Source organism: Paenibacillus sp. J22P165 (assembly GCF_059692015.1).
In genome coordinates this window covers 891,055-907,668 of sequence record NZ_JCAUAP010000001.1, presented here as the reverse complement: position 1 = coordinate 907,668, position 16,614 = coordinate 891,055, and the positions used below count along the sequence as shown (strand labels likewise).

Annotated in this window: 18 protein-coding genes; 4 read left to right on the top strand and 14 right to left on the bottom strand. The window is 45.1% G+C overall.

What is annotated here, in order from left to right; genetic code table 11:
* Positions 1 to 32 precede the first annotated feature (32 nt).
* From AC58QM_RS03915 to AC58QM_RS03900, 4 genes are all read right to left on the bottom strand, one after another.
* Entirely contained in the window at positions 33 to 1,166 is a 1,134-nt protein-coding gene (locus AC58QM_RS03915) for an HD-GYP domain-containing protein (protein WP_497281502.1), read from the bottom strand.
* Positions 1,167 to 1,283: 117 nt separating this feature from the next.
* Positions 1,284 to 2,102: an undecaprenyl-diphosphate phosphatase gene (locus AC58QM_RS03910; protein WP_497281501.1), complete on the bottom strand. Its 819-nt coding sequence runs from the start codon at positions 2,100 to 2,102 to the stop codon at positions 1,284 to 1,286.
* 48 nt (positions 2,103 to 2,150) lie between these two features.
* On the bottom strand, positions 2,151 to 3,617 hold the full coding sequence (locus AC58QM_RS03905; RefSeq protein ID WP_497281499.1) for a bifunctional metallophosphatase/5'-nucleotidase: 1,467 nt from the start codon (positions 3,615 to 3,617) through the stop codon (positions 2,151 to 2,153).
* Between the two features lie 68 nt (positions 3,618 to 3,685).
* Entirely contained in the window at positions 3,686 to 4,156 is a 471-nt protein-coding gene (locus AC58QM_RS03900) for a hypothetical protein (protein WP_497281497.1), read from the bottom strand.
* 123 nt (positions 4,157 to 4,279) lie between these two features.
* On the opposite strand from AC58QM_RS03900, the gene AC58QM_RS03895 reads away from it, so the two are divergent.
* Genes AC58QM_RS03895 through AC58QM_RS03885 form a run of 3 tightly spaced genes read left to right on the top strand, consistent with a single transcriptional unit; the run spans position 4,280 to position 7,166 of the window.
* The gene (locus tag AC58QM_RS03895) at positions 4,280 to 4,984 is read left to right on the top strand and encodes a molybdenum cofactor biosynthesis protein MoaE (protein WP_497281495.1); all 705 of its coding nucleotides are present in this window, start codon (positions 4,280 to 4,282) and stop codon (positions 4,982 to 4,984) included.
* 21 nt (positions 4,985 to 5,005) lie between these two features.
* Complete coding sequence (locus AC58QM_RS03890; RefSeq protein WP_497281493.1) at positions 5,006 to 6,070, top strand: ThiF family adenylyltransferase; 1,065 nt, start codon at positions 5,006 to 5,008, stop codon at positions 6,068 to 6,070.
* 46 nt (positions 6,071 to 6,116) lie between these two features.
* The gene (locus AC58QM_RS03885; RefSeq protein WP_497281491.1) at positions 6,117 to 7,166 is read left to right on the top strand and encodes an HD-GYP domain-containing protein; all 1,050 of its coding nucleotides are present in this window, start codon (positions 6,117 to 6,119) and stop codon (positions 7,164 to 7,166) included.
* Positions 7,167 to 7,178: 12 nt separating this feature from the next.
* On the opposite strand, the gene AC58QM_RS03880 is transcribed toward AC58QM_RS03885, so the two are convergent.
* The 6 genes from AC58QM_RS03880 to AC58QM_RS03855 all read right to left on the bottom strand — a co-directional run bounded on the left by AC58QM_RS03880 (position 7,179) and on the right by AC58QM_RS03855 (position 11,535).
* Positions 7,179 to 7,568 (bottom strand): DUF350 domain-containing protein, encoded by a 390-nt coding sequence (locus AC58QM_RS03880; protein ID WP_497281490.1) that lies wholly within the window; start codon positions 7,566 to 7,568, stop codon positions 7,179 to 7,181.
* The gene (locus AC58QM_RS03875) at positions 7,565 to 8,230 is read right to left on the bottom strand and encodes a signal peptide protein (RefSeq protein ID WP_497281488.1); all 666 of its coding nucleotides are present in this window, start codon (positions 8,228 to 8,230) and stop codon (positions 7,565 to 7,567) included. The genes AC58QM_RS03880 and AC58QM_RS03875 overlap by 4 nt, the downstream gene beginning before the upstream one ends.
* Complete coding sequence (locus AC58QM_RS03870; RefSeq protein ID WP_497281486.1) at positions 8,227 to 9,423, bottom strand: glutathionylspermidine synthase family protein; 1,197 nt, start codon at positions 9,421 to 9,423, stop codon at positions 8,227 to 8,229. Before AC58QM_RS03870 ends, AC58QM_RS03875 begins: the two co-directional genes overlap by 4 nt.
* Before the next feature lie 4 nt (positions 9,424 to 9,427).
* Positions 9,428 to 10,075, bottom strand: a complete 648-nt coding sequence (locus tag AC58QM_RS03865; RefSeq protein ID WP_497281484.1) for a hypothetical protein — start codon at positions 10,073 to 10,075, stop codon at positions 9,428 to 9,430.
* Positions 10,072 to 10,293, bottom strand: coding sequence for a hypothetical protein (locus tag AC58QM_RS03860; protein ID WP_497281483.1), 222 nt, complete (start codon positions 10,291 to 10,293; stop codon positions 10,072 to 10,074). Before AC58QM_RS03860 ends, AC58QM_RS03865 begins: the two co-directional genes overlap by 4 nt.
* Before the next feature lie 120 nt (positions 10,294 to 10,413).
* Complete coding sequence (locus tag AC58QM_RS03855; protein WP_497281481.1) at positions 10,414 to 11,535, bottom strand: C40 family peptidase; 1,122 nt, start codon at positions 11,533 to 11,535, stop codon at positions 10,414 to 10,416.
* A 188-nt stretch (positions 11,536 to 11,723) separates the two neighbouring features.
* Here AC58QM_RS03855 and AC58QM_RS03850 point away from each other — a divergent pair, with 188 nt between their 5' ends.
* Entirely contained in the window at positions 11,724 to 12,149 is a 426-nt protein-coding gene (locus tag AC58QM_RS03850; protein ID WP_497281479.1) for a PH domain-containing protein, read from the top strand.
* A 60-nt stretch (positions 12,150 to 12,209) separates the two neighbouring features.
* On the opposite strand, the gene sufB is transcribed toward AC58QM_RS03850, so the two are convergent.
* From sufB to sufD, 4 genes are all read right to left on the bottom strand, one after another.
* Positions 12,210 to 13,607 carry a Fe-S cluster assembly protein SufB gene (gene sufB / locus AC58QM_RS03845; RefSeq protein WP_056624188.1) on the bottom strand — a complete coding sequence of 466 codons (1,398 nt, stop codon included), beginning with the start codon at positions 13,605 to 13,607 and terminating at the stop codon, positions 12,210 to 12,212.
* Between the two features lie 62 nt (positions 13,608 to 13,669).
* Positions 13,670 to 14,104 carry a Fe-S cluster assembly sulfur transfer protein SufU gene (gene sufU, locus AC58QM_RS03840; RefSeq protein ID WP_497281477.1) on the bottom strand — a complete coding sequence of 145 codons (435 nt, stop codon included), beginning with the start codon at positions 14,102 to 14,104 and terminating at the stop codon, positions 13,670 to 13,672.
* The gene (locus AC58QM_RS03835; protein WP_497281475.1) at positions 14,091 to 15,317 is read right to left on the bottom strand and encodes a cysteine desulfurase; all 1,227 of its coding nucleotides are present in this window, start codon (positions 15,315 to 15,317) and stop codon (positions 14,091 to 14,093) included. The genes sufU and AC58QM_RS03835 overlap by 14 nt, the downstream gene beginning before the upstream one ends.
* Positions 15,314 to 16,609, bottom strand: coding sequence for a Fe-S cluster assembly protein SufD (sufD, locus tag AC58QM_RS03830; RefSeq protein ID WP_497281473.1), 1,296 nt, complete (start codon positions 16,607 to 16,609; stop codon positions 15,314 to 15,316). The genes AC58QM_RS03835 and sufD overlap by 4 nt, the downstream gene beginning before the upstream one ends.
* Positions 16,610 to 16,614 lie beyond the last annotated feature (5 nt).

The following is a 16,614-nucleotide window of genomic DNA, read 5'->3' as shown; positions in this document are numbered from 1 at the left end:
AGGTTCTTCATTCAATAAGTGCTATGTTTATTCTAAAGAATGGTTGGCATACTTGCATCAAGCTCTACATCATTCACTTTAATTTCCCCAATTTCGGAAATTAATATCGACAGTTTGCTTGAAAGGTCAACTTCATAAGGCTCCTTCAGCACCGTACCTGCCTCATCTTGAAGCACGCGTATCGTCGGTCTGTGAGGTACGGACATGTTCAGCTTAGATACGATACCGTATTCCCCTGTATTCAGACGTACCGTTATCCCTAATGGGTAAATGGCGATTTTGTCTCGGAACAGAGCAATCTGACTTTGATCATACATGGTACCAGAGCCAGCAAATAATTGCTCCATCGCTTCATGCGGTAATAACGGTCTTCGATACACCCGCGTAGTCGTCATGGCATCATAAGAATCGACAAGTCCAATCCATCTGGCGAACTCATTAATTTCATTCCCTTTAATCCCGCGTGGATATCCGCTGCCATTAATTCGTTCATGATGCTGCAAGGCACAATGGGCAGAAAGTAATGGGATGTTCGGCTCATCCTTCAATAGATTAAAACCATAGGTTGTATGATTCTTCATCTCTTGGAACTCTTCAGGAGTTAGCTGAGAAGGCTTTCGTAGAATGCCTAATGGCACTTTGGTCTTCCCAATATCATGCAATAATGCTCCCAAACCAAGCGTCTCAAGCTTCTCCCTGCTATACCCATAACTAATACCAAGCATAATTGCGTATATACTTACATTCACGGAGTGCTGGAATAAGTAATTATCTTTGACGTTCATATTATTGAGCATCACCATGGCTCCTTCATGAGCACTGAGATCATCAATAATCATCTTCATCACATCTCGAAAATTACGACCAATATTATAATAATTAACAGCTCCGCGTTTATTCGAGTCCTCCATGACCTTCTTGAAGGTGTTCCGAATTTCGGTAACCGCTCTGCTTCTTGTTTCGTCTTGAATGATATCTTCTTGAATGATGTCATCCGTTCTAGCGTCTTCTATGTAGATATAATCGATTCCATAACTAAACAGGCGATCAAGGAGTCTCTGTGTAAGCTCAACATTCACAGCTAGCAGGACCATACCATCATCGTTGTATATATTCTTGGCCAACCTCATTCCAGGCTGACACATGTTGATCGGCATAAACAGCATTTCAGGACCCCCGCCTAGGTGAGCATTACGTTCTATCTAAATGTAATAGATTTCCGGGAAAAGTTCAATACAAAAAACCGCGTCTTTCGACGCGATTCGCTAGTCTTATGCCTTATATTACTTAAGAAACATGTAAAGTGCGAAAATAATCGCAATAGCAAAACGATAATATGCAAAGTACGTTAACTTCATTTTTTGAACAAGTTTAATGAATGTTACGACAGCCAGCAGGGCAACAACGAAAGCCACTAGGAATCCAACGATAAAAAAGGCCAAATCATCGGACGAAAGCGCATCATAGTTTTTCAAAAAGTAGACCCCGGAAGCTCCGAACATAATCGGAATCGCCATGATGAAGGTAAAGTCAGCAGAAGCCGCACGGCTTACGCCAGAAAGCATTCCCCCTGCTATCGTTGAACCCGATCTTGAAAACCCTGGCCAGATAGAAACGAGTTGCCATAAACCGATGGCAAAAGCTTGACGATACGTCAAGTCATCCAGCACCATCGTTGTAGGCTGCTCTTTCCTCTTCTCAGCAATGATCAACAGAATACCGCCAAGCATGAGTCCAACTAACACGGTAGTTGTGTTGAAGAGCTTTTCATCCACAATATCATTAAAGAGTACGCCAACGATCCCTGCAGGCACGATACCAATTAAAATGTGAAATAAATTCAGCTTTTTCCCTGTTTTACTTTCGCTCTTCCGTTTCACTAATCCAAATAAGGAAAGGATTCGCTTCCAATAGATGAGTACAACAGCCAGAATAGCGCCCAATTGAATGACAAAATTGAACGTATTCATCACCGGGTCATTCTCCATGTCAATGTGTAACAAACTTTCAGTTAAAATCATATGCCCTGTTGAGGATACGGGTAAAAACTCAGTTAAGCCTTCAACGATCCCAATAATGATCGCCTCAAAAATTGTATGCATAATAGCCCCCTATAATCTGATAACGATCAGAAATCTTGCTCCAAGTTCCTATTCTACCTGTTTATGACTGGGTCTGACAACATCTATGAATCGAAGCTGATGGCTGCTTGCAATCGCAGTCTCATTCTGCAGTTGATCCGCCAGCACATCACGGATAAATTCTGGCAGCATGTAAACGATCTGCTTGCCGCGGCTCAGTGATAAATAGCCAGAGCCGAACGTAAACATATCGATCGTACCCACGAGGTAGGATCGTTCTGGATCTAACAGTTCCTCGCCAACATAGACGGCGAGGATTCGCTCATTTGGGGATCTCGTGGCATCCACGTGGACGGTAATCCCGTCCACACAGAGTACGCCGAGTACCTCTCCCCGGAAGCCGTAGCCGCGTATCGGCTTCTCCATGAATTCGTCAAGCAGCGACTCTTCGAGCGCTTGACGAATATCCGCGCCGCTGAGCAGCATGCGGCAGGGATTGATCGGGCCGGGGCAGATTTCCAGCAGCCGGCCCCGGGTCAAGCCCCCCTCCTTCAGTCCCTGAAGGAGCTGCCCGCTATTGACCAGCCCGATCTCGGCGCTGGTCCAGCGGCGAATACCCGCGGCAAGCAAGTTGCCGAGCGGGGATTCGCCGTACCAATCCAGGCGCATCGGCTGCCGCAGCTGCGCCACCTCCACCGCCAGCGCTGAGCTGCTGGCGATGCGGTAGTGCTCCAGCAGCGTGATGACGCTGCTGTCTTCTTCGCTCGCGTCGGTCATCGGGACGACGCGGCCCTGCAGCTCCACGATCCGGCGCTGCGCCGGGTCGTAGGCAAGTTCGATGTGGCCGGCGTATTGACCGAACTTGCCGGCCGCACAAATATAAGTGCCGCTGAGCAAGAGCGGCTCTTCGAGAAGATGATGGGTATGTCCGCCGAGGATGACATCAATACCCTCCAGCTCCTCAGCCATCCGTTGATCCGTTCTCAGACCCAGGTGCGACATAACGATTAGAATATCCACCTTAGGCCGCAAAAGGCTCACATGGGCGCTTACAGCCTTCATAGGATCACTCACATCCCAACCAAGCAATTCATAGTAAGCTTGGTAGGCGGCTGTAACCCCAATCAGACCGATACGAAGACCCGATTTCTCAAGTGTGAGTGAAGGCAGCATCCAATCAGGCGTTTTGTTCGTTTGGATTTCCGTAATATTGCTGCCAATAATCGGGAATTGCGCATGTTCTAGCACAACCGATCGCAGCCAATCCGGTGTAAAAGTCAGCCCTTCATTATTTCCAAGAACCATAGCCTCATAGCCTGTGGCATTCATGATTTCCAAATTGGCGATGGCATTGGTTCCTTCGGTCTCTGGAAACATCCGATCCATATGGTCGCCAATATCTAGTGTCAGTACCTGATCAGGGGGCCAAAGGCGGCGGACTCGATCAAAATAGGCACTAATTTTGGGCATCTGTTCAAAATGACTGTGAATATCGTTCGTATGTAAAATGACAAGTCGTTGCAAAGGCGCCGACATCCCGTTCACCTCTCTTCGTGGTCAACTAGTTCCTAGCATGTCTATATATTATGCAAGTTTCTGCTTGCTCATTTCTTGAATTTGAGCTCATCCAAAGATACATTGTTCTTAAACCCATATGTGGCTTCATCGCCTAAGGCTGGTTCGTTCAGAAACCACACTTTAACAATACTTTTTACATTGAGACATTCACTGCTGCCATCCGGCACGTATAGACGAATAGGATACCCTTTCTTGAGCGGAAGACCCTCTTGTTCATACAGAAATACAGCTTGATCCACTTGAATCCACGGAATCAACGCCTGAAATTCATCTACAGCTTCCACCCTTACATGGGTAGGCTCCTCTTCCTCGTTCTCTTGCTTCTGGCTTTGCCAGCTTCGATACCAGGATTTAAGATCAAAAGCCGCTCCTTCCACCGACGGTACACGCTCTTGAATAGGTAATCGCTGATTCGCCAAAGCCACCATTTCATCAACGGTAAAAGTCTCATTCTTCCTATGTATGTCAGTCACTACTATGTGTAATTTAGCTTGCATGCTGAAATCTCCTTCCCTGGATCCAAGGCATTTCCTGCCCAGCGATCACTCCATTATACCATTTTCAGGGCAAAATATGATATGCTGTAAGGGATTCTAACATCTATCGCTAGGAGAAACAAATTGAACCTACACATCCAACTTTTCGCAGGTCTCGCTGACCTGTTCGGGACTTCTGTTTTGACTATTCCCATTGAACAAGACTCCATCACCATCGCACAATTGAAGGATAAAATCATGACTGACTATCCTGCGGCCTCGGCGCAGCTTCCTATATGCTTTTTTGCCAAAAATCAAGCTTACGCCAGCGATCAAGAGACCGTTTCCGCGTCCGATGAGCTCGCTCTCATCCCGCCTGTTTCCGGCGGACAACCTTCGCTGTATGAAATCACCGACTCAACAATTGATGTTGTATCGGTGACATCCAAGGTGAATCATCCGAATCACGGTGCCTCCCTTGCCTTCATTGGCACAACTCGTGAAATGACGTTTGGACAACGAACTGTCCTTCTGGAGTATGAAGCTTACATTCCGATGGCTTTAAAAACGATGGCGAGCATCGGAGAGGAAATTGATGCCAAGTGGCCAGGCACCCTGTGTGCCATCACACATCGTTTAGGTAAAGTTGCGATTGCAGAGGCAAGTGTCGTGATCGCGGTATCTTCTCCACACCGTGCGGGTTGTTATGAAGCAAGCCGCTACGCCATTGAGCGCTTGAAACAAATCGTCCCTATTTGGAAAAAAGAAATATGGGAAGATGGGTCCGAGTGGAAAGGGAATCAAACAGGACCCTGGAACCCGCTCCAAGTACCGAACGCAGAAAACTGATTTGATCGGAGATGACCTTTCTTGGAACCACATTTACATACAGATATCGCTTCAGATGTTGACCCGCGCTACTCCAGACAAATTCTCTTCCCCCCTATTGGCATGGAGGGTCAGCGTAAGCTTGGCCAGGGCCGTGTCGCCATTGTTGGTATGGGTGCTCTTGGTACCGTTCTAGCTAATCATATGGTACGTGCAGGCGTTGGCTATGTACGAATCATTGATCGTGATTTTGTTGACAAGAGCAATCTGCAAAGACAAATGCTCTACGACGAAGAAGATGCTTCCGCTACGGTTCCAAAGTCTATTGCCGCAGCCAAGCGTCTGCAGTTAGTGAATTCTGCTGTCGTTATTGATCCGCATGTTTGCGATCTTAACGTTACGAATGCCGAACAGTTGCTTCATGATGTCGATGTGATTCTCGACGGTACAGATAATTTTGCCGTTCGGTTCCTGCTCAACGATGTCAGCATGAAATTAGGCATTCCATGGATCTATGGAGGTGCCGTAGCCTCTAGAGGTGTCTCATTAACGATAATCCCAGAACAAACACCATGCTTACGTTGTCTTTTCCCACAAGCACCAGCTGCTGGTACTACAGATACGTGTGACACGGCTGGAGTCATAGGCGGAATTATCCATGTTGTTGCTTCATTTCAAGCCACTGAGGCGCTCAAACTGCTCGTTAGAGCTACAGATCAGCTCAATCTCAGCATGCAGCAATGGGACTTATGGTTCAATCAAAATTCAGCAATCCGGGTATCTGGGGCTAAGAAGTCAGATTGTCCTGCTTGTGCGCTAAAGCGCTATGAGTACTTAGACGCACATCTTGAAAGTGATACCATTCAGTCCTTATGCGGGAGAAATTCCGTCCAAATTCATCCAGTTATTCCTAGCACGCAACCCCTGGAATACTGGGAGGAGCGGTTGAAACCCCTTGGCCTCGTTGAGAAAAACCGATTTTTGTTGAAGTTTCACGCTTCTGAAGATATCCAAATTATTCTGTTCCCTGGCGGTCGTGTTCTCATTCAAGGGACTGAGGATTTAATTCAAGCCAAAAGTCTTTACAGTCGTTATATTGGGATGTAGTATTACAATATACCTATCTGATACTAGGATTTGGAGAGGAGCTTCTATGCGCGTACATGTGCTTCAACTAATCGTTGGTGACAAATTAATTTCCGATTCCTACAATGCAGTAGGTCTACATCTTCTATCGTCCGGGACGATTCTTGATGCTGGAGACATTTCGATGCTCAATCGCCACAGTGTGGATTATGTAGATATAGCTTCAAGAAACAGTGAAATTGAGAACGTCGTCGAGGAAACCCCAACCAGACAAGCTAACACGTTACAGGTTACCTCATTTAATAACGCAAGTCAGGGCATCAGAGAAATATTTGAAACTTTACAAGACGGGGGTACTCTTCGCAATGAAGCTGTAGAATCCGCTTTCAATCCCCTGATCGAGAGCATTCAAGACGAGAAAGATGTGGTTTCGTTACTTCTTTCGTTACATAGTCAAGATGACTATACCCTTCAACATAGTGTCCAGGTTGGTATGTTGTCTTATTATATTGCCAAATGGATGAATAAATCCGAGAAAGAAGCTTTGATCATTGGGAAAGCAGGGTATTTACATGACATTGGGAAGTGTAGAATTCATCCCGATATTCTGAATAAACCCGGCAAGCTGACGAAGGAAGAGTTCGAGGAAGTTCAGAAGCATACGATTCATGGTTATGATATCATTCGCAAATCGATAAAGGATGAAACACTCGCTCTTGTAGCCCTACAGCATCATGAGCGTATGGATGGCACTGGCTATCCATTGCGCAAAGTCGGGACGGACATCCATTCTTACTCGCGAATTGTCGCAGTTGCTGATGTCTACAGCGCTATGATATCCAGGAGGGTCTATCAACAGCGACGTGATCTCTTGTTTGTATTGAAAGAGCTTCATCGCATGAGCTTTGGTGAATTGGACCCCAAAATCACCCAAGTATTCATTCGCAACATGATTCCAAACTTTATTGGCAAAAAAGTGTCATTGAGCGACGGACGCGAAGGAACGATCATCATGACGAACCCTACTGATTTCTTCCGACCGCTCATCAACATTGACAATCAGTTCTTAGATTTATCGCAACTTGGGGATGTAGAAATCACCAAAATTGCGATCTAAGACTTACGTCTCTTAAATAATTAAACTGCTTACCGAAATCGCAATACCAATATATACAGAAGCAAGCAGGGTACCAACAGCCACGTTACCTTGCTTTAGCTGGTCTGATAGTTTCATGCCTGGGGTTAACCAATCGAACACCCAATATGAAGCGATTAAGCATACATAACCAACCGCAAACCACAAGCTCATATGCCAAATGGAGGAGTTCGTATAGGCAGCGATGCCCAAAATGATAGCAGTAGCCACGAACTTACCTCCCATGGTGATCCCAACGGCCATATTGCCGTTGTTTATCTCTTCCATATCCCGATAAGGTGTCATTAAACTAAAGATGTACATACCTGCAAACTGTAATAGGACAATGACAAATAAACTAATAATAAGATCCACTACGATCACTCTGCCCACCCCCGAAATTTAGCCATGGTTTGATCAAAATTGGTATAATCATGTACTTCTTCTAGAACCACACTAACTTCTTTTTTATCCTTAAAGGTTGAATAGCGATCTTCTGGAATCGGCTGCTTGACCTTCTGTCCCGTTGGCAGTTCCACCACAGCAAAGTACCTAACTTTGCTATCCATCTCTGTTTTATAAACCCCAACCAAACTTACATCCGTTTTGATCTCTACTTTCAACTCCGCCAAATCTTTATCTGCATCTTCTTTTGATTTGAAGGACTTTAGGGGTTTCCATTGTGACAAAGTAACCTCATTCTTCCCCTGACTATCTGCTTTCATCGATGCTTGCATGAAGCTCAACACCCAGATGGTATCCCCAGTCGCGAAGTTCTGGTCGTTAGAAATCCGTTCATTGTTCGGCAGCAACACCATATCACCATCAATCAGATCACCAACCTTGACTTGCTGGACCTGATAGTCCCAAGGTACTTCACCACTGTTTGAAACGATTGTTCCATTGCTGGTGTATGATGTCTGATTACCTGATGTGGATTGGCTTAGAACCGTTGGCTTCTTATCAAATGCCGTGCTGATGATCCAAATGATCACAATAATGCCGATTAATCCTATTGCCAATAGCATAAATCTTCCTTGTTTCAAGGCGCTTTCACTCCAATCGCCACAAATTGACTTGCATTTCCTGTTATGATCCCGCCAGCCCTGCCCAGAAGCCCGCATGGCGTACCATTTAATACGAATAGACCGGTTAATAAATGGCCTTGACCATGCTGGAAGGATAGCCGCGGCAAATCCGCCCGCTGTTGATACACACGTTTAAAAAACACACTGGTGTCAAAGCCTGCCTCATCCTTGAACTCCAGCTCACCATGCTCGTTATATAGCTCGACAGAGCCGCCTTCTCGACCGAACATCGATTTGGACACATAATGACCTTCTAGAACAGGCTCCATGTACGTGGGAAGCATGTAGGTCTTTATGATTGCGTGCTCCTCTAGGGTAAATAAGTCCGAATGACTTGAATGGAGATCCCAGATAATCGCCTGTAAACCTTTGGATTGCAAAATCACAGCGTGCAAGGGATTAAACAAATGTACGAATTGTTCTTCGATCGCATACGACAGCGCTTCTCCCCCATCGTCTACCCCCATCCACTCCTTCGGATATAGGGCATACATACGCTGAATGATTTGATCAGTACCCACCTTGACGACACCTTCATCAATCCATAGATCCAAACAATCTACACACGTCATCTTTCTCTCGCTATGTGCGACAAGTGCATTGATCGTGCCGGTGTCTTCTGCATGTTTGCCGTAAGCGATACACGCTGCGTAATCAGGCGCTTCAATTTCCCATGCGGCTCTAACAAGCTCTTTCATCCGCAGATTTGGTGATGCCAAACCGTACTGCTCGCAGAGCCAAGGAGTCGCGATGGCTGCCTCGACATAGCCTGTAGGTGTATCTGCGTTTAGTTCTAGTAGTTTAATGTTGCCTGACTGATCGATTGTGAAATCAAATCTGGCATAGCGACTTATGACACCTTCACTATTCATCTCAAGTCGATCTAAGCCATCCCATAGCACCTCTGGGATCGATAAGTTTGCATATAGGTCCCTTTTCTGGTGAACGAAACGAGCCGCTTTATCAAACACCTGCCATAACCCTGCTGCCGCATAAATAAGATCCTGATAGACCTCGTTAGGCAGAAGAACAAGCTGATCAATCCAGTATTCTTCATCCTCCAAATTAGCCCATGTAAACCCTAGATCAGCTAATTGTTGAACGCGAGCATTTCTGTCCGGGTCTGGCGTTCCTATGACTTCAAATCCCATCCAATTAACCCCCTGAGCTTGAGCTGGAGGAGGAACTAAATCCACTTGATTTACCGCCTATGCTGCCCGAAGAGGTAGAAGTCGACTTGGATCCACTGGATGACGTGCTTCCACTCGAGCTTGAGCTGCCAACCGAAGAACTGGTCGTGCCTGATTTATTCGACGTAAAGGTTCCGCTTCCGCTTGAGGTCGTCGGTGTCTTCGTGGTCGAACGATTCGTAAACGAGCTTGGCTGATAGGTTTTATTCACATAAGGTGTATTAGAACGATAGTAATAAGAGCGATGCTTGCTCCCCCAGTTGCTAGATGAATAAGGACTTACCGTATTGAAAATGAGATGATACAGCAATAAATCATCCCATCCAAATCCACCACCTGACACTTGATTCACAATAATAGGTGCGGTGCCCCCACCTGTACTCGGTGTAGGGGATGGCGAGGGTGAAGCTAGACTCTTATCCGGCGGGATAGGTAAGCTCCAATCGACCTGCGGATCATAATAAGCTTTGACATCCTCATTCGACCACTCCACCAATTTGGCTGAACCTGCATTCGGACTTGGCGTCTCCGCAGCCTGAGCAGCTCCTAGCATCATTTGCCCCAACAGAATCAGACTAAGCGAAGCTGATAGTACTTTAAGCGGTCTCTTCACCCCTTGCTCCCTCCCCCTTCTGAACTGGCAGCTACGAGAAGCAATTCAAACACGTTGAGATCTAAATTCAATCGCCCCTCAATCATTTCGTATTCCTTCCCACCAACAAGGATAAAGTTAGCCACATTTAAGGCTTGAATCAACTTATCATCCCATGTACGTTCGCCAAGTCGGAGCAGTTGCCCCTCGAGCAATTTTTCATAAAGTACAATTGTCATTCAGTCTTGCCTCCTCCACAAAAAACTTCATACACAATTAAACGCATAAAGCATTCATTTGTTTCAAAATTAACAAAAATAAAGGCCTATCCATGGGATAGACCTTTACCACTACTTCCATTAATAGGCAATACGTTTTGCTTTTAGAAACGTTTTTTTCCAATATGGTTTATTAATATTCGTAATTTGCACGCCATTTTTAGGCTCTGGCGAAGCATGAAGCATCTTCATATTGCCAATGTAAATGCCTACATGGCCAACTGTTCTATTGGATTTGAAGCGCCCTGGCACATAAAAGAACATCAAATCCCCTTTACGCAAGGACTTGCGTGAGATCAAGTTCCCTTTAGCACCTTGTTGACGTGCCACACGTGGCAGCTTGACATTATATTTCCCAAAAATATATTGGGTAAAGGTGGAACAGTCGAAACGCCCCGTTTTCGGATAGGCACCTGTGCCAAATTTATATTTTACACCTAAATAATTCTTCCCCTTATTTATTAGGGCATTGATGTCGACATTTTTCAAAACTGGCATGACCTCACCTGGATTACTCGCCGACCAAGCTTGTAAAACTTGTAAATCCGCATTTGTTTGATTAGATATCCATGCGGGATTTGCCTCAGCCTCCCCTCCTTTGAAGGGATCGGTTGGATCATCACCGAAATTTAGCTCTGGCGAGTTGTCATTCGCGCTTGCAGGATCATCTTCATGCTCGATAATTGCAATAGGTGAAGCGTGAATAACGACCTCATTGGTCTTAACTTCATAAGACATATCATCTTGGAACAGATCTGCTAAATCTGAAACAGGTAAATAAGCCGTGGTCCCTTCCTTCACAACAGGCTGGCTAAGTTGAATATCTGTTCCATCCTTAACGGCCTTATTCGAGTTCATGATCAATTCGAAATTGGCATCATTATCACCTATAATCAGCCTACCTTGGTTATCTTCCCATTCTGATTGAAATTTCAGTGTTTTGATAAGGTCTTGAGCAGATACATAGTTTACGCTCCCGATTTGTTTCATGGGGAGAATGGCATCGTCAGTTGCAAGCCCAATGACATTATTGCCAGTTTGAGATAAACTCTTCGTTATCGAATTTCCTGTTCCTGTCACAGATGGACTTTGCGATGGTGATACATTTCGGGGACTCCCCGTATCCTTCCCACAAGCTGCTGTCGTAATCGCCAGCATGACGACCATACTCCCTATGGCTGGTGTCTTAAGCTTACTCCACATGAATTTCTCTCTCCTTCAGGGGCACATTCTTATCCTTTATAGAGTGAGACAAGTGGCACACAAATATGCAATTCCTTCGTTCAATCTGAGTTGGCTTATGTTGGAAGGCAGCCACCCCATTGAAAAAGGTTTACACTGTATATTTGTAGAATCTATACATATATTTGTTCAAGGAGGAGTGATGATTAATGGGTATTTTCAGTGGATTACTTGGAAATTTATCAGAAGTTTCGGTTGAGGAGCTCACCAAGCAGTATGGCGCTTATTTGATGCCGAATGAAGTAATCTCTACAGGCTTTAAGCTAGTTCGGGATTCATTCATAATCACTGATGAGCGCATTGTTTTAATTGATCACCAAGGGGTAACAGGCAAGAAGACCAAAGTATCCACCATCGATCTGGATGCTATTTATGAAGTATCCATGGAATCTGGCGGCACAGGATTCGATGATAGCGAGTTAATCATCCACTACATAACGTCTCCCTATTACAAAGCGAATAACATTACAACTGCTGTATACCGTTTTGAATTCAAGAAAAAATTCAATATCCAATCGTTGTATGTGGCTCTCCAGTCGGCCGCGACACAAAATCGTAAGCGGATTAATGGGTAAATAAAAAAGCGTGCCTGAGAAAGTTCTCTCTCTGGCACGCTTTTTTATTTATATTGACAATTAACCGATAGAGCCTTCCATCTCAAACTTGATGAGACGATTCATTTCCACGGCATATTCCATCGGAAGTTCTTTGGTGAATGGCTCGATGAAGCCCATAACGATCATTTGCGTCGCTTCAGCTTCGGTAAGGCCACGGCTCATGAGGTAGAACAATTGGTCCTCAGATACCTTGGATACGGTCGCTTCATGCTCAAGCGTAATGTTATCGTTCAGGATTTCATTGTAAGGAATAGTATCTGATGTTGATTCGTTATCCAAGATCAACGTATCGCATTTGATGTTAGCTTTGGAACCTTGGGAGTTACGTCCGAAGGAAGCCAAACCACGGTACGTTACTTTACCGCCATGCTTGGAAATCGATTTGGATACGATTGTAGACGTTGTATCTGGAGCCAAATGCGTCATTTTCGCGCCCGCATCTTGATGTTGACCTTTGCCTGCAACAGCGATGGAAAGAACCATCCCTTTAGCGCCGCGGCCTTTAAGTACAACTGCTGGGTACTTCATTGTCAATTTGGAACCGATGTTACCATCAACCCACTCCATCGTAGCTCCTTCTTCTGCAACCGCACGTTTCGTAACGAGGTTGTAGATGTTAGGTGCCCAGTTTTGGATCGTTGTGTAACGAGCACGGGAATTTTTTAGACATACGATCTCAACAACCGCACTATGAAGGGAGTTCGTGCTGTAGATTGGAGCTGTACAGCCCTCAACGTAGTGCACGAAGCTGTCTTCATCGGTGATGATCAACGTACGCTCGAATTGCCCCATGTTCTCGGAGTTAATACGGAAGTAAGCCTGCAAAGGCACTTCACATTTAACGCCTTTTGGTACATAGATGAAGGATCCACCGGACCAAACTGCGCTGTTTAATGCAGCAAATTTGTTGTCAGCTGGCGGAATGATTGTTCCAAAATATTGTCTGAACAATTCTGGGTATTCACGAAGAGCTGTGTCTGTATCTGTAAAGATAACACCTTGATCTTCGAGCTCTTTTTGCATGCTGTGGTAAACAACCTCTGACTCATACTGAGCAGATACACCAGCAAGGAACTTTTGCTCTGCTTCAGGGATACCAAGCTTGTCGAATGTTTCTTTAATTTCTGTAGGAACTTCTTCCCACGTTTTACCTTGCTTTTCGGATGGACGAACATAGTACTGGATATCATCAAAATCCAGGTCATCCATGTTTCCGCCCCAACGCGGCATCGGCATTTTGAAGAATTGCTCAAGTGATTTCAGACGGAACTCTAACATCCATTCTGGTTCGCCTTTAATTCTTGAGATTTCTTCAACGATTTCACGAGTCAAACCTTTACCGGATTGGAAAATGGATTTGTGCTCGTCTCTAAAACCATATTTGTAATCCTCTAAATCTGGCATTTGTTTAGCCATGGTTGATTCCTCCTTAACGTTCTCTTACTTACATATAGTTAACCTATTCCATCGCAAATGCGTTAGTTATCGGTCTTATGAGAATGTTCAATCCCTTTGCGTAGTGCGTTCCACGCCAGAGTTGCGCATTTAATCCTCGCTGGGAATTTATTAACGCCCGACAGAGCCTCAATGTCTTCATATTCAAAATCTACGGATTCACCCTTCATCAAGCCAGAGAAATCATCCGCCATCTTCAGTGCTTCTTCGATTGTTTTGCCTTTGACAGCATCCGTCATCATGGATGCAGAGGATAAGCTAATCGAGCAGCCTTCACCTGTGAATTTCGCCATTTTCACGATACCCTCTTCAACTTGCATCTGTAGTGAGATTTTATCCCCACAGGTTGGGTTGTTAAGATCAATCGTGACGGACTCGCCGGACTCAAATTTTCCACGGTTGCGAGGAGTTTTATAGTGATCCATAATTACTCTACGGTATAAATCATCCAATTGCATCGCCGAAGTACTCCTTTGTTTTCAGTAAAGCCGTCACAAGACGGTCTACATCATCTTCCGTATTATATAGATAAAAGCTAGCACGAGCTGTGCTGCTTTGTTCTAACCATCTCATAAGCGGTTGGCAGCAGTGGTGACCAGCACGGACAGCAATGCCCATGGAATCTAAAACGGTTGCCACGTCATGCGGATGAACATCTCCAAGATTGAAAGTTACAAGACCTGCACGATTCGTTGTCGGCCCGTAAACAGCTAAATCAGGAATCTGCATCATACGATCCAAAGCATAATTCGTCAGTTGAACATCATGTTTATATATATTATCCATCCCGACCTCAGTTAAGAAGTCGATCGCTGCGCCAAGACCTACTGCTCCTGCAATCATAGGCGTTCCGCCTTCAAATTTCCACGGAAGTTCCTTCCAAGTCGACTCGTAAAGATCAACGTGATCGATCATTTCGCCGCCAAACTCAACAGGTTCCATGTTATTTAGCAAAGACTTCTTCCCATACAATGCCCCGATTCCGGTTGGACCACACATCTTATGCCCGGACAAGGCATAAAAGTCACAATCCAAATCTTGCACATCTACCTTCATATGCGGCGTGCTTTGTGCACCATCGACCATGATTTTGGCGCCATGCTTGTGGGCAATAGCTGCAATTTCTTTGATCGGGTTGATTACGCCTAACACATTGGATACATATACAATCGACACGATCTTCGTACGATCTGTAATGGTATTCTCAACATCTGCTAAGGAGATAGATCCATCAGCTTGCAACGGAATATATTTTAAAGTAGCCCCTGATTTCTTAGCTGCTTGCTGCCAAGGGATCAGGTTACTGTGATGCTCCATCGGTGTAAGGACGATTTCATCGCCCTCACGAAGTACCGACTCAGCAAAACTAGCTGCCACGATATTAATAGCAGTTGTCGTGCCTCTAGTAAAAATAATTTCTTGTTCGCTGGCTGCGCCGATGAACTTAGCCACTTTGGCTCTAGCTCCTTCGTACGCATCCGTTGCTCGGGAACCAAGGGTATGAACCCCGCGATGAACGTTCGCATTATCCCACTCGTAGTAATGCTTCAGTGCCTCAATCACCTGAATAGGCTTCTGGGAAGTAGCAGCACTATCCAAGTAAACCAGAGGATGACCGTTCACTTCTTGCTTCAGAATGGGAAAAAGTTCACGTATCTCGGCAGATATCATTGTCCTAGCTTCCTCTCCACTAAGCTTTGCAGCTGTTCTTCAACGCTCTTAACAGGAATTTCGGACACGACTGGCGCCAAGAATCCGTAAATGATTAAGCGTTGAGCTTCTTCCTTCGTAATACCACGGGACATAAGGTAGTGAACTTGTTCTGCATTCACTTGCCCAACGCTCGCAGCATGACCTGCTTTAACATCATCTTCGTCAATAAGAAGAATCGGATTCGCGTCTCCACGAGCTTTCGGGCTTAGCATCAAGACTTTCTCCGTCTGTTGACCATTACAGCCTTGTGCGCCTTTTTCGATCTTCGTGATTCCATTGATGATGGCTGTAGAACTATCACGCATAACTGCACGTGTAATCATATCACTTGTCGACGCTTTGCCCCAATGTACGGCGCGAGTCGTTAGATTTAGTTTTTGTTCATGAGTACCAACACAGATCACTTTGGCATCGGAGTCAGACCCTTTTCCTTTGAGAATAGATGTCGTATCAGACATCGAATTCCCATAATTCAATTCGCCAACAACCCAACCAATGCGGGAATCATCTTCAAGGATCGCACGACGATACGTGAGATCTGTTACGGATGCTTCCAAGCTGTGGATGGAGGAATAGCTTACCCGTGAACCTGGTTTTGCAAACACTTCAACAATCCCGTTCTGTACTAGAGCTGCACCGCCAACGGAGGATACGAAGTTATCTACATACGTCACAGAGCTGAATTGTTCAGCTACAATCAGAACATGCGGAGCAAATGTAGCTTCTGCATCATCTGCTACAAACAAAGCTTGAAGTGGGATGTCTACAACAACGTTCTTCGGAACGTAGATGAAGATACCGCCATTCCACAAAGCTGCATGTAACGCTGTAAGCTGATTCTCATTCGCTTGAACAGCTTTCATGAAATAAGGCTTTACAAGGTCAGCATGATCACGAACCGCTGTTTCTAAATCCGTGAAAATAACGCCTTGCTTTTTCAATTCTTCAGACACTTGATTGAACACAATTCCGGAATTGCGTTGAACAATCAGGTTATCGGAATTTGTTAATCCTTTGGTCACTTCTGGCAATGCCTCAAGTGAGCTCAAAGTTGCTTGCGCTTTATAGGAACCGTAGGCGGAGATGCTCCAACGGTCAATTCTCGTCTTTTCTAGCGTTGGTAATTCCAACGAATTTGCTAATGCTAACCCTTCTGTACGAAGGGCTGTCATCCATTCTGGCTCTTGCTTGCTGCGCGAGAGCTCAATGACAGCATTAGTATCGATGGAAATGGTTGTTTGAGTGCTCATGGTTT